The organism is uncultured Dysosmobacter sp. (assembly GCF_947631165.1).
Classification (GTDB): Bacteria; Bacillota; Clostridia; order Oscillospirales; family Oscillospiraceae; genus Oscillibacter.
In genome coordinates this window covers 143,248-155,820 of sequence record NZ_CANRKH010000003.1, presented here as the reverse complement: position 1 = coordinate 155,820, position 12,573 = coordinate 143,248, and the positions used below count along the sequence as shown (strand labels likewise).

The window sequence follows — 12,573 nt, the reverse complement described above, 5'->3', positions numbered from 1 at the left end:
GAACACGGTAGTTAAGCTCATTTCTGCTGACAATACTTGGCTGGTGACGGCCCGGGAAGATAGGTAACGCCAACACAGGTCTTGGTTCAATCGAGCTGGGGCCTGAAATATTCCTCCATAGCTCAGTCGGTAGAGCACGCGGCTGTTAACCGCGGTGTCGTTGGTTCGAGTCCAACTGGGGGAGCCAGAGCATTGCCGCCACTCGGCGTGGCGGCAATACTTCTCTCAAAGCAAGCGCCGACACGGGCCTTTAGCTCAGTTGGTTAGAGCAGCCGGCTCATAACCGGTCGGTCCCGGGTTCGAGTCCCCGAAGGCCCACCATTTAAGGTTATCGCCTGAAGGGTTGCCTCATGCGATTTAGGGGTATAGCTCAGCTGGTAGAGCAGCGGTCTCCAAAACCGCGTGCCGAGGGTTCGAATCCTTCTGCCCCTGCCATAAAAGTCTTTACAACTTTGGTTGTATGTGATATAATAACTTAGTCTCGAGCCATAAATGGCCCGGTAGTTCAGTTGGTTAGAACGCTAGCCTGTCACGCTAGAGGTCGACGGTTCGAGCCCGTTCCGGGTCGCCATATTTGCTGCTGTAGCTCAGTCGGTAGAGCGCATCCTTGGTAAGGATGAGGTCGGCAGTTCGAATCTGCCCAGCAGCTCCACGAAACCCCTTGTGCCGCAAGGCATGAGGGGGTTTTCTTTATTTCCGGATCGGGAGTAGTTTTCCTGTTTTAGCGTCCGTTTAGCGTCCATTTCTACAAAGCTCCACCACGGAATACAAAGTTCAGCAGCCGGGAAGTCAATTCCCGGCTGCTTTTTTTATGCCCTCTAAGGGCTGTTTTTTAGTTCCAACGAGATCATTGAATCGGTCAAAGGTTTGCATGGCTTTAGCCTGCGCGGAGGCTATCGCATGGGCATAGATATTGGCTGTGGTGCTGGCCTGGGCGTGGCCCAGTTGACGGGATACCACCACCAGGGGAACACCATCCGCAATCATCAGCGAGGCGTAGGTGTGCCGCAAACTGTGTACTGTCACCTTTGGCATATCGGACCGGGCAATAAAATCACTGAACCATTGCGTTACGCTGTCTGGAAATAGAGGGGCGCCGGTATCAGTGGTGAATACCCTTCCATCCTGATCCTCCCAAGCATCCCCCAGGAGCGCCCGCTGGTTGTCTTGCCATGCCTTATATTCCAGTAACATCATAATAGCAGCTGTGGACAACAGTAGCGGCCGGGCCGAAGTAGCGGTTTTAGGAGTGCTGACATAGACTCCCTTCCCCGGCAGGTAGTTGGAAGTCTGCCGGATTGTAACCGTGTGCTCGTCCAAATCAACGTCCTGCCACCGGAGGCCCAGCAGCTCCCCCCGGCGAAGGCCGGACAGTAAATCGAAGGTGATAAGCGCCCGCCACCGGATAGGTTCAGACTGTAGCAATTCCAGAAGCCGGCGGGCGTCCTTCTCTTCCAGATAGGCCGCTTCTTGCCCGCTCAGACTTGGTTTTTCCGCAGCATCCGCCGGATTGATTTGAATATAGCCCCATTTGACCGCCCGAGAGAGAACAGAGGATAACGTGCGGTGGTAGGAGATCACGCTAGCGGGGGCTAAAGGTTCCCCGTGTGCGGTGACGGTGAATACCTGCTTTGTTTTCATCCCCAGGGTCCGGGCGATGGCCTCAGCGGACTTTGAATTGATGGGCTGTCCGTCTATGGCTTGGTTGACGGTGGATCTGCTGATGCCGGCGGTTCGGGCAAAAGCTGTTACAGCGCCGCGCTTGGTCCCGATTTTCGCTTGAAGGTCAATTTTGCAGACAGCGGTAATACGGTTGCGGATACCCTCTTCCTGAAGGTTTTGATAGAAGCTGTTGATGTGGCCGGTGCGGAGATCGCAAAGCCGGATGTGTCCGATAGCCTGATTGATACGACGAAGGTTTTCCGTATAGGTGGCAATCGTCTTAGGCTTTAAGTAGAGCCGCGCATATTCGCTCATATACTTTTCCGCAAAGTCGGCAAAGCGCATCTTGCCGTTGGCGGTAGTTCCGCTCAGCACCTTTTCTTCAAACAGAACCGCTTGCTTTTCCAGCTCCTTCTTGATCTGCCTCTCTGACATGCCTGGCGTGGGTATCCAGGTCATATACTGCCGAAGCCGTTTCCCGTTGTAGTCATAGCCTTGGGAAACAGTGATTTTATAACCTTTCCCCTGCTTTTGTATTGTTGCCATATTGAAATCCCTCCATTTGTGTGTTAAAATGGAGGACGTGATAGGGCTGCAATCTTATCACGTCCTCATAAACCGCTTTCGGTATTCGCAGTACCGAAGGCGGTTTTTTTGTTTTCCGGATGTTTGAGGCGCGGGTAATCTTACCACAATGTAGGCTGTACAGAACTCATGCGATATTCCGCTAAAGGAATAGGAACCCCCATATAAGCAGCGGCGTCATAAATGCCCCGTTCAAGGAAGGGCATAAGGTCATAATCATCATAGAGCACATCCAGGGCGAAACAGTTCGCTTGTCTTTCCAGCTTATCAATAGAAAACAGGGTAGCCCGTTTCAAAAAAGGAGTATTCAGCTTAGGGTGCAGCACCGCATGAGCCAGCTCATGGGCGCAGGCAAAACGGGCCTCGTGTTCATTAAGGTTTTGATTGATATGAATAAACTTTTGCCGGAAACATTGATTATAATATCCTTGGATGGCCCCTAACGGCTCAAACAAAACGATGATGCCCAGTGATTCCGCCAGCTTGAACGGGTTCCGTGTGCCAAATTTCTGACACAACGAATCGGCGATCACTTGTATTTCCACTCCTTAATCCTCCTTGCGGTATTTCTTCGGAGTGAATTTTTGCTTTGCCAGCTTCTTCCCGATTTCCATACTGTTACGCAGGGAAGTTGCCAAAAGCTCCCGGGTAGTATCGTCCATAGCGTCCCCGGAGAACATTAGGCCCTCCTGGTCGCTCTCCAGGTCGCTTAGGATCTCGGCCAACCGCTTTTCTATGTCACGCTCGTCTCTCCTGCTGAGAGCGGGCGTTTTTTCTTGCCTATTTTTCCTTGCGCACAGTTCGCTATACGTTTTTTCCAGGGCTTCAATTTCCTGCAAAATCGCGGCCTGTTCGCTTTCTTCCGAAAAATCATAGGCGGCGCGCAAATGCCGTAACTTGCTCTCCACAACCATGATCTGGGCGTCAATGGTGTAGCCCATAAGAAAATCCTCGGTCACACCAAAATAGGCAGCCACTTTTTTAAGCGTTGGCCTACGGGGAACGGCTCCCTGTCTCCAGGTGGTTATGGTGCTGTTCGACAATCCAATCTCCGCGGCAGCGGCATTATCCGATTTGCCGGCTCTCTGACAAAGGCACCTGTAAATCTCGTAAAAGGGAGTTGACATAATATCACCTCATACGGAAATAAGAAAAAATAAGAAAATCCTATTGACATCTAATTTGAAATTAGATATAATAAGAATCGTTCGGAGGCAACAAGAGAACACGCCCCGATTTTTAAGAAAAATCGTGGTTTTTGGGGAGTGTTTTATGGTTGGTGGTACTCTCATATTACACCCTCGTTCTCATTTTGTCAATGAAAATCTAATATTAAATTAGAAAGGAGGAAAAGGGCACTATGGACATGGCCTGCGCAAGAAGGCGGGCTGGGTTGCTCCAGCGCCAAGTTGCGGAAGCTCTGAATGTTTCTATGGGAACCGTTGCCATGTGGGATACCGGACGGAATAAACCCAGAGCTGACATGCTGCCCAAGATTGCAAAGCTCTACGGTGTGACCGTGGACGAGCTGTTGTCTGGGGACGCAGATCCGCAGCGCGGCCCTCAAAAGGAGGCTGCCGATGGATAACAATGAGCGTATCCCGCGTATGCGGACAGCGGCAAAAATCGTTGCTGAGCTCAAAGCCTTGGACCCGGATACGGAAGTGACGGAGTTTCACATCCGCAAGCTGGCGAAAGATGGCGCCGTCCCCGTCGTATGGGCCGGCCGCAAGGCGCTTATCAACTTGAATGACGTCTTGGACCTTATGCGATTGGGGACGGCCAGACCCAAAGAAGAGCCCGCCGTTCCGGTGGGCGGCATCCGCCGTGTTGCTATCAAGTAAATGAAGGAGGTAGCTATGCACACTTTTGATGATTACAAAGAAGCCTTGGAAGGGGCGGGCCCGAAGCTGAAAGAGATGATTCTGGACCATGCGGCCCATAATCGGGAAATCAGTTTCCCGGAAGTGCTGAAGCTCCGGAGGCTGGCCTACCCCGACGCGGTATAACCGGTGGCCCGTCCTATTCGCTTTCGCCAAGAAAGCCAGACCCAGTTTTATAAGCAGTTTTCATCCCTGTGCAATAACAAAAGCACATGGGAAGTTTGGACCGATTTCATAGCTATGGCCGCGCAGGCAATCTCCAATGCGTTTGACCGGGAAGGACCGACGCATGACGAGCGGGAGCGGCAGTACATCAGCACAATCAAGCGGTACAGCAAAGCAGAACAAGAGGTTTTTTCAACGCTACTAGCGATAATAGTGGAAGCCCTGGACCGTGACCCTGATCAAGATTTCCTTGGGGAAATGTTCATGGGGTTGGACTTGGGCAATCACTGGAAAGGCCAGTTCTTTACCCCATACGACATTTGCCGCATGATGTCGGAAATCACGATTACAGACCTGGAGGACCGTATCGAGAAAAAAGGCTGGGTTGGTATTCATGATCCGTGTTGTGGAGCTGGTGCGTTGCTCATTGCCGCACGGAACACGATGGTCCGGAATAAAAGAGGTTTCCGCGAGGCCCTATATGTGGCGCAGGATATCGACCGAACAGCAGCGCTCATGTGCTATATCCAGCTATCCCTTCTTGGTTGTGCGGGATACGTTGTGGTAGGAAATTCCCTCACGGACCCACTCACCGGGCCGTCCCCATTGCTACTAACTCCATCCCCACAGCATGAAATCTGGCTGATGCCCGCTCTTTACGATGAAGTTTGGTGCGCCCGGATTCAGTGGGAACGAGTAAAACTTGCATTGGAAAGTCTGGGAGTGATGGAGGCCCCACAAGAGGCGATACCCCAAAAAGCGGCGCAGTCCCCGCCCAAGAAGGACCCTATACAACCGGAGCCCACGCCGCTGATTGAAGCGGCTGGAGGACAACTATCACTGTTTTGAAAGGAGTGCATAACCCATTATGGGTAAAATAGCCGACAATATTCTGGATATTCTCGGCGAGTGTCGGACAGAGGGCAACACGCTCTATCTCCCGGAAGGTCAGCTTGACCGGGCTACCTATCAGGCGGTCAACAAAGTGCTGGAGAGCATCGGCGGGAAGTGGAACCGGAAAGCGAAAGGTCATGTGTTCGCTGAGGGTGATCCGGCCGAACTGCTGGATGGTGTGATTCTGGCCGGGGAGATTACCGACCTCAAAAAGCAATATCAGTTTTTCCCTACGCCGCGGCCTGTCGCGGAAAAGATGTGCGAGTTGGCCGAACTGGACAGCTCTTGCCGGGTACTGGAGCCCTCCTGCGGCAAGGGGGACCTGGCAGATGTCGTGTTTGAACATGGAGTAACCAAGCTGCTGGGCATTGAGTTGAATCCCGACATGAGCCAATACCTCGACAACAAGCCCTACCACACCATGACGGGAGTTGATTTTCTTTCCGTGGTTCCCACGGGGGAAACGCGGCCTAACCGTGTTGTGATGAATCCGCCATTCAGCCGGCAGCAGGACATTGACCATATCATGGCCGCTTATAACATCCTGGAGTCCGGCGGTATCCTGGTTTCCGTCGTGTCTGAAAGTCCGTTCTTCCGAAGCAATAAAAAGTCCGTGGATTTCCGGGCTTTCCTGGAGAGCCTCAATGCTGAAATTATCCCCTTGGAGGAAGGGGCCTTCAAAGAAAGCGGGACGATGGTGCGGACCCGGTTGGTGAAGATCGTCAAGCCCGCCGGCGTGGAAAGTCCGAAGGATGAACCGGAGGTCACGCCAGATCCTGTTCCGCCGGAGGAAAGCAAAGCTGAGAGCAGCGAACCCGCTCCAGAACAGCGCGTGGCGGGCCTGATGGTTAGTTTGTCGGTGGACAAGCTGCACCCCCATCCTGATAACCCCCGGAAAGAGCTGGGGGATTTGACCGAGCTGGCCGACAGCATTAAGGCAACCGGTATTCTTCAGAACTTGACCGTTGTACCGGATAACAGCGACTATGAATCCTTCACCGTGATTATCGGCCACCGCCGCCTTGCGGCTGCAAAACTGGCCGGCTTGAGCGAGGTCCCCTGTGTTATCACGGAAATGGACCCGAAGGAACAGGTGCGGACCATGCTCCTGGAGAATATGCAGCGGTCCGATCTGACGATTTATGAACAGGCCCAGGGGTTCCAGCTCATGCTTGATTTGGGAGATACCGTGGAGGAAATCGCGGCAAAATCCGGATTCTCCAAAACTACGGTCCGCCGCCGGGTAAAAATGCTGGAGCTGGACCAGGGGACCCTGAAAACCGTATCCGAGAGGCAGCTTTCCCTTACCGACTTTGATAAGCTGGCGCAAATTGATGATATCAAGGCCCGGAATAAGTGCTTGGCCGAAATCGGCACCGCAGATTTCAACCGGCAGGTGGAGGTTGAGCTTCGGCATCAGTCTATCAAGAAAAAGCTCCCCGCCGTAAAAAAGCTACTTAAGAAAGCCAAGGCAAAAGCTCTCCAGCAGAAAGACACCTGGAGCAATAAGTACGAGGGCGTAGGTGAGTCGTACAACATTGCTGCTTGGGAAGAAGATACCCCGCTTATCCCCCAAAAGGCACCCGGCCAGCTGTATTACTACCTGGAGGAATCCTATGGTACACTCCGCTTTTTCAAGGAGCGGAAAAGGGCCAAGCCTGAAAAGAAGCCGCCGGAGCAGATCGAGAGAGAAAAGCGTATCGCCGCTGCCTGGGATGCCGTGAATGAGAAAGCCGCTGTTGCTTATCGTCTGCGAGCCGCTTTTATCGGAGAATTGACCTGGACGAAAAAGAACGCTGAGACGATTTTGCAAGGCGCGCTGCTTGCGAGTGTTCTGAAAACCGTTGATTACATGAGCTCGGACCGTGATGCCTTGGAGAAGGTCCTGGGACTGGAGCTCAAGGCTGCCTACAGTTCCGATAGGGGTCAAAAAGCATTGGACGCCCTTCAAAAGCTGGCCGTAAAGCAGGTTCCCTCCGCGATTTATACCCTGTTTGCGGACAGTGAAAAAGAAAGCTATGCCGCCGGTTATAGAGGCGCATATCCCATGTATGAAAAAGCGGCCAAACTTGACGGCCTGTACTATTGGCTCACTGCCTTGGGCTATCAGATGTCCGCCGAGGAAAAGGCCCTGCAGGACGGGACACATGAGCTTTTCCACCTGAAGGAACCCGAAGCCCAAGCGGAGGCGCCGGTTAATGCCCCGGCCCCGACTGAAACCTCCGATTCTGTAGAGGACTCCGGAGCTGTTGAATCATCCAACTCAGCGAGTGAGGCCGCGCCTGCTACTAATCCGGAATAGGAGAAAGGAGGGTAGTGTTGTATGACGGTGAGTTCTTTACAACCCTTGACCGTGGAAGAACAGGGCATGGCTGAGAAATACATCGACCGAGTAGATAAGTTTCTGAGACGTAAGCGACTGGACCCCGACGAGTATTACGATGTAGTCATTTTTGGGTATCTAGCGGCAATCCAAAGGGAGTGTCGAAATCCCGCACCCCCAGAGAAAAAGAACTTCTTTGCCCTATTAGATATCTGCATGGAACGTGCTGTTTACATGGAGTGGAACCGTCAGAATGCGGATATGCGCCGGGGCGACCGCATGGCCCTAAGCTTGGACAGTGTTCCCGCGCATACGGACGACGGCGTGTTTTCCCTTTATGATGTTGTGCCTAGCCCCTGTGCAGATGTGGCTAGTGAAGTCATAAACCGGGATTTAATTGATCGGGCGCTTGAAGTTGGTACTTCTCGGCAACTTGAAATGATCCAGTATGCTATGGATGGCTATGAAGCCCATGAAATCGCTGAAATCTTCGGGCTTTCAAGGCAGACCGTCAGTCGAACGCTATGTAATTTCAGGAATCGAGCTAGAGCTGTTCGGGATGATCGAGAAGTCATTAAGCACCCCTGCCCGGCTTACCTGGAAGCCCATCGGGAAAGGATTGCAGCTCGAAACAAGGTGTACGAAAAGGCATACAGGGAACGGCACCGCGAAGAAATCAATGCGAAGAAAAGAGCCTATCGAGCAATCCACTTGGAAGAAATGCAGGCGAAAGAGCGTGAGCGGTATAGGGCCCGTCGAGAGGAAATCTGCGCAAAAGATCGGGCGTATAGAGCGGCCCACCCAGAGGAAGTGCGAGCAAAAGAACGCGCCAAAAGAAAAGCGTGGCGCGAGGCCCACCCAGAGGAAGCAAGAGCCCGTGAACGGGCCAAGTATGCGGTCCGGAAACAAAGAAAAGCCGCCCTCGATGCTGCGAACATCAATGGCGGCGTGGTAGCGGTAGCTGTTTAGCCCAGACCATCACTACTCCTCTATTATGGAGGGTTTGAAAGGAAAAGTCAAGCGTGAAACGTGAAACCTATTATCACGGCGTTGCCGGCCAGAAGTACGGCATTTGGAACACGATGCGCAAGTGCTGGCAATTCGGTATCTGTGAGGACACCCCTATGTTGGCTGAAGCTCGTTTGTTCCAGAAAATCGGGGACGATGCCCGGAAGTGGCGCTTTGAGGCGCGGCCTTTGCCGAAGGAGAAAAGCTAAGGCTATGAAGTTCTATCAGATTCTTCGGCGTGTGGTGAAGTACGCCGCCCTGACCGTTTGCGGCATTCTCCTATATCTGTACGCGGCCAAGTATGCCCTAACCCAGCGCGGATATTTCGCTGTGGGCGGTGAAGTGTTCCTGCTGTTGCTCCCCGTTTACTATTACATCGTTTCAACGATTGTCCGGGATGTGATCCGGGATATCAAGAATCGGAAAAAGCAGTAACCGCAGGCATGCGGATTATCCAGCCCTCTGCCGGGTGTTTCCCGGCACCCGATCTACTCCGCGTCGGGGTTGCTGTTCTCCCGGAGCGGCAACACCCGGCAGAGGGCTGGAACGCTCTCAAATCAGAAAGAAAGGAGGAAAACCCGATGAAAGCCGATATGAAAAAGTCGATTCTGCAAATGGCGCGTGGGGCCATTATGGAGCGGGCGGACTATGAAATGTCCCGCCTTCTGGAAAACATTCTGGACCCCAACACCAAGGCCACGGAGAAACGGAAGTTGACTCTCACCCTGGAGCTGAAGCCGGATGATGACCGGCAGAGTATCGTGGTCAGCTGTGTGGCGAAGTCCACGCTGGCGGCCACCAACCCCGTTGTTACCTCTCTGTATGTGGCCGACGAGGACACCATTGTGGAAATGGTGCCCCAGGTCCCCGGCCAGCAGGCCATGGATGGGAGTGAACAGGATCATCCGCCCATCCTGAAGGTAGTCAATTTCAACCGATAAGGAGGAAAAACCATGCTGAAAGAGTTCATCCAGCACATCCAAGAAACCACCAAACCCTACATTGAGGATTTGGACGACGGCTCCCGGCTGATCGTCCGTCCCAATGCGAAGGCTGAAGAGTTCCGGCCTACCATCGACCATCCGGACACGCTGCCTTTGAACAGTCTGGACGCCCTGGTGAAGATGGTGGTGACTGAGGCCCTGCCTGTCACCAAGGCGAACAATGTTCCGCTCTACATCACTATCCCCAGCCCGCTCAAGGTTCAGTGCTTCACGCACCCGAACTATGCCGCCCGGTATTTCCGCCAGTTTTTCTACGCGGCGGATGCCACTGACGTACCTGGCTGGGCGGAGAAGGTGACTCTGGGTTTTGAGGAGGCGCAGATCGCTCTGCGGACCCGATTCCAGGAGACGCCGGACACGCTCTACGCTATGAAGCTACTGTCTGACATCAGCTTGGGAGCAAAGGTGGTCTACAACGACAACGGTATTGCCACCACCGTTACCACCCAGAAAGGTGTAGCACTCCAGACCAATGAACAGATCCGGCCCCTCATTAAGCTGAGGCCCTACCGTACCTTCCAGGAGGTGGACCAGCCCGAAAGCCTGTTCCTGATCCGACTCAACGACCGGGGCATTACTTTCACCGAGGCCGACGGCGGCATGTGGAAACTGGCCGCCCGGCAGACCATCAAAAAATTCCTGGAAAACGCCCTGGAGGCGGAGATCGCCGCGGGCGAGGTATATATCGCCCTCTAATAGAAAATCCCCCTGGCGGGCCTGCCACGCCCGCCAGGGAGGGAGATCGGCGTATTGCCAATCATCGTTACCGCTATCATAGCGCACAAAAATTTGATTGTCAAGAAAGGATTGAACCGTATGGAATTGACAGGTGGTATTGAAGTCCGGATTACCGGCGGCACTCCGCTGGAAGTTCTGGCGAGGATCACGGCCTGGGGCTTGCGCTGTAACAGTGAGCCGCGCGTACACGCCCTTGCGACGCAGATCATGCAGTTGGAGGAAAAGCTGAGTGCGCATCCTCCGGAGGGTGCCGCACCTGCGGCGGACCCTTCTGGCCCTGCGGCTGGGGAGAATGGCCAGAGTGTTGCCCGTTCTGAGGAAACCACGGATTCTGATCCGGCCCCCGCTACTTCCCCGGCCCCTGTTCCGACGCAGGAAGAAGTAACGGCCAAGGGGAGAGAAGCCGCTAAGAAATACGGCTCTGCGGCCATCAAGCCCATCTTGAAGGAGTTTGGTGTGGAGCGTATGTCGGAGCTTGCAGAGAAGGACCGGGCCCCGTTCCTAAAGCGGCTGGAAGAGCTGGGTGGGAAAAATGCCTGACCGTCACGCTCTGCTGGGACCTTCCGGCGCCCATCGGTGGATGGCGTGTACCCCGAGCGCCCGGCTGGAAACAGGTATTCCCGACAAGGGCAGCCGTTTTGCCAAAGAGGGGACGTTGGCCCACCGTATCGGAGAACTGCTGTTGCGCCGGCGCTGGGAAGGGGCCGATATTGCCGCCGCGCTGGATGAAGCTCACGCTGATCCGCTTTATTCCGACGGGATGGGTGAGTACATGGACGGCTATGCCGCATTTGTGGAGGAACGCATGGCTGACGCTAAAGCCCGATGCAATGACCCCCGCATTTTCATTGAGCAGCGTGTCAGCTTTGAGGGCTATATCCCTGAATCCTTTGGTACAGCGGATTGCCTGATTGTAACTGATGATCTGCTGGATGTCATTGACCTGAAATATGGACAAGGGGTGCCCGTCAGCGCGGAAAACAACGAGCAGATGCGGATTTATGGCCTTGGGTGCTACCTTGAATGGTCCTGGGCTTATGAAATTAAGTCCATCCGCATGACGATTTACCAGCCCCGCCTTGACAGCGTATCAACGGCCACCATGACACGGGAAGAATTGCTGGCCTGGGCTGAGAATGAATTGAAGCCCCGAGCACTGTTGGCCTGGGAGGGCAAAGGCGATTTCTGCCCCGGGGATTCTACTTGCCGCTGGTGCCGCGCAGCGCCTATCTGCAAGGCCAACCGGGATTATCAGATGGCCCTTGCGCGGGAAGATTTTGAGGACCCGCCGTGTATGACCCCGGAGGAAATCTCGGAAGTGCTGAAACGATTACCGGCCCTGCTCGATTGGGCTGAAAGCGTCAAAGCGTATGCGCTGGATGCGGCAATCAATTACGGCGATCACTTCCCCGGTTTCAAGGTGGTGGAAGGCCGTAGCAACCGAAAATATACGGACGAAGATGCTATTGCAGGCATACTCCGTAAAGCCGGATATAAGGTTGCCGAAATCTACAAGCCCCGTGAACTCCTTGGCCTCACGGCTATGGAGAAGCTGGTCGGCAAGAAGAAATTCGGAGAGCTGGCCGGTGCGTACATCATCAAGCCCGAAGGAGCGCCTACGTTGGTTCCGGAGAGCGATAGGCGCCCCGCACTCAATACCGCCGCAAAAGCGGCCGAGGATTTCAACGACAATTTTAAGGAGGACAACTGAACCATGGCTAAGAACAACAACCCGACCCACGTTATTACCGGCAAGTGCCGCCTCTCCTACGCTCACGTTTGGGAGCCGTCCCGCATGAGCGAGGAAGATCCGCTGAAGTATTCCGCCTGCATCATCGTCCCGAAGTCGGACAAGGCCACTATCGCCAAGATCAAGGCCGCAGTGGATGCGGCGATTCAGGACGGTATCAAGTCCAAGTGGAAGGGCAAGAAGCCGGCCAACCTGAAGCTCCCCCTGCGGGATGGGGACGAAGAGCGTCCGGACGATGCGGCTTTTGCCGGGGGCTACTTCTTCAACGCCAACGCCCGGCGGCAGCCCGGTATCGTGGATATGTCCCGGCAGGACGTGCTGGACTCCAGCAAGGTGTACAGCGGGTGCTACTGTCGTTTCTCCGTGGACTTCTACCCCTTCAATGGCAAGCAGAACGGCGTAGCCGCCGGGCTGAACAATATCCAGCTGGTTTGCGACGGTGAGCCGCTGGCCGGTGGGAGCCGTGCGGAGGATGATTTCGATGATGATTTCTCCGACAGCGGCGAACTCGACGAGGATATTTTCTAAGATCATAGCCACCCCCGCTGTCGGTTCGGCGGC

Annotated in this window: 16 protein-coding genes and 5 tRNA genes; 18 read left to right on the top strand and 3 right to left on the bottom strand. The window is 54.2% G+C overall.

Annotated features, from left to right (window positions below; genetic code table 11):
• Positions 1-111 precede the first annotated feature (111 nt).
• The 5 genes from Q0Z69_RS03005 to Q0Z69_RS02985 all read left to right on the top strand — a co-directional run bounded on the left by Q0Z69_RS03005 (position 112) and on the right by Q0Z69_RS02985 (position 652).
• A tRNA-Asn gene (locus Q0Z69_RS03005) sits at positions 112-187 on the top strand.
• Positions 188-244: 57 nt separating this feature from the next.
• Positions 245-321 (top strand) — tRNA-Ile (locus tag Q0Z69_RS03000).
• 38 nt (positions 322-359) lie between these two features.
• Positions 360-435 (top strand) — tRNA-Trp (locus Q0Z69_RS02995).
• 59 nt (positions 436-494) lie between these two features.
• Positions 495-571, top strand: a tRNA-Asp gene (locus Q0Z69_RS02990).
• Between the two features lie 5 nt (positions 572-576).
• Positions 577-652 (top strand) — tRNA-Thr (locus Q0Z69_RS02985).
• A 137-nt stretch (positions 653-789) separates the two neighbouring features.
• Here Q0Z69_RS02985 and Q0Z69_RS02980 read toward each other — a convergent pair.
• From Q0Z69_RS02980 to Q0Z69_RS02970, 3 genes are all read right to left on the bottom strand, one after another.
• Entirely contained in the window at positions 790-2,208 is a 1,419-nt protein-coding gene (locus tag Q0Z69_RS02980; RefSeq protein WP_298029735.1) for a site-specific integrase, read from the bottom strand.
• A 140-nt stretch (positions 2,209-2,348) separates the two neighbouring features.
• Entirely contained in the window at positions 2,349-2,792 is a 444-nt protein-coding gene (locus Q0Z69_RS02975) for an ImmA/IrrE family metallo-endopeptidase (protein WP_298029734.1), read from the bottom strand.
• A gap of 3 nt (positions 2,793-2,795) precedes the next feature.
• Complete coding sequence (locus Q0Z69_RS02970) at positions 2,796-3,374, bottom strand: helix-turn-helix transcriptional regulator (protein ID WP_298029733.1); 579 nt, start codon at positions 3,372-3,374, stop codon at positions 2,796-2,798.
• A gap of 233 nt (positions 3,375-3,607) precedes the next feature.
• Between Q0Z69_RS02970 and Q0Z69_RS02965 the strand changes: the two genes are divergently transcribed.
• The 13 genes from Q0Z69_RS02965 to Q0Z69_RS02905 all read left to right on the top strand — a co-directional run bounded on the left by Q0Z69_RS02965 (position 3,608) and on the right by Q0Z69_RS02905 (position 12,540).
• The gene (locus Q0Z69_RS02965; RefSeq protein WP_298029732.1) at positions 3,608-3,835 is read left to right on the top strand and encodes a helix-turn-helix domain-containing protein; all 228 of its coding nucleotides are present in this window, start codon (positions 3,608-3,610) and stop codon (positions 3,833-3,835) included.
• Complete coding sequence (locus tag Q0Z69_RS02960) at positions 3,828-4,091, top strand: hypothetical protein (protein ID WP_298029731.1); 264 nt, start codon at positions 3,828-3,830, stop codon at positions 4,089-4,091. The genes Q0Z69_RS02965 and Q0Z69_RS02960 overlap by 8 nt, the downstream gene beginning before the upstream one ends.
• 15 nt (positions 4,092-4,106) lie before the next feature.
• Entirely contained in the window at positions 4,107-4,256 is a 150-nt protein-coding gene (locus tag Q0Z69_RS02955; RefSeq protein WP_298029730.1) for a hypothetical protein, read from the top strand.
• A 3-nt stretch (positions 4,257-4,259) separates the two neighbouring features.
• Positions 4,260-5,144 carry an N-6 DNA methylase gene (locus Q0Z69_RS02950; RefSeq protein ID WP_298029729.1) on the top strand — a complete coding sequence of 295 codons (885 nt, stop codon included), beginning with the start codon at positions 4,260-4,262 and terminating at the stop codon, positions 5,142-5,144.
• Positions 5,145-5,163: 19 nt separating this feature from the next.
• Entirely contained in the window at positions 5,164-7,491 is a 2,328-nt protein-coding gene (locus Q0Z69_RS02945) for a ParB/RepB/Spo0J family partition protein (protein ID WP_298029728.1), read from the top strand.
• A 21-nt stretch (positions 7,492-7,512) separates the two neighbouring features.
• A complete protein-coding gene (locus tag Q0Z69_RS02940; protein ID WP_298029727.1) occupies positions 7,513-8,481 on the top strand; it encodes an ECF-type sigma factor in 969 nt (322 codons plus the stop codon).
• 53 nt (positions 8,482-8,534) lie between these two features.
• On the top strand, positions 8,535-8,729 hold the full coding sequence (locus Q0Z69_RS02935) for a hypothetical protein (protein WP_298029726.1): 195 nt from the start codon (positions 8,535-8,537) through the stop codon (positions 8,727-8,729).
• A 4-nt stretch (positions 8,730-8,733) separates the two neighbouring features.
• Entirely contained in the window at positions 8,734-8,955 is a 222-nt protein-coding gene (locus Q0Z69_RS02930; RefSeq protein WP_298029725.1) for a hypothetical protein, read from the top strand.
• 146 nt (positions 8,956-9,101) lie between these two features.
• Positions 9,102-9,461: a hypothetical protein gene (locus Q0Z69_RS02925; RefSeq protein WP_298029724.1), complete on the top strand. Its 360-nt coding sequence runs from the start codon at positions 9,102-9,104 to the stop codon at positions 9,459-9,461.
• Between the two features lie 12 nt (positions 9,462-9,473).
• Positions 9,474-10,220 carry a hypothetical protein gene (locus Q0Z69_RS02920; protein WP_298029723.1) on the top strand — a complete coding sequence of 249 codons (747 nt, stop codon included), beginning with the start codon at positions 9,474-9,476 and terminating at the stop codon, positions 10,218-10,220.
• 120 nt (positions 10,221-10,340) lie between these two features.
• On the top strand, positions 10,341-10,802 hold the full coding sequence (locus tag Q0Z69_RS02915) for a hypothetical protein (protein WP_298029722.1): 462 nt from the start codon (positions 10,341-10,343) through the stop codon (positions 10,800-10,802).
• Entirely contained in the window at positions 10,795-11,973 is a 1,179-nt protein-coding gene (locus Q0Z69_RS02910) for a DUF2800 domain-containing protein (RefSeq protein ID WP_298029721.1), read from the top strand. Before Q0Z69_RS02915 ends, Q0Z69_RS02910 begins: the two co-directional genes overlap by 8 nt.
• A gap of 3 nt (positions 11,974-11,976) precedes the next feature.
• Positions 11,977-12,540 carry a DUF2815 family protein gene (locus Q0Z69_RS02905; protein ID WP_298029720.1) on the top strand — a complete coding sequence of 188 codons (564 nt, stop codon included), beginning with the start codon at positions 11,977-11,979 and terminating at the stop codon, positions 12,538-12,540.
• Positions 12,541-12,573: the final 33 nt, after the last annotated feature.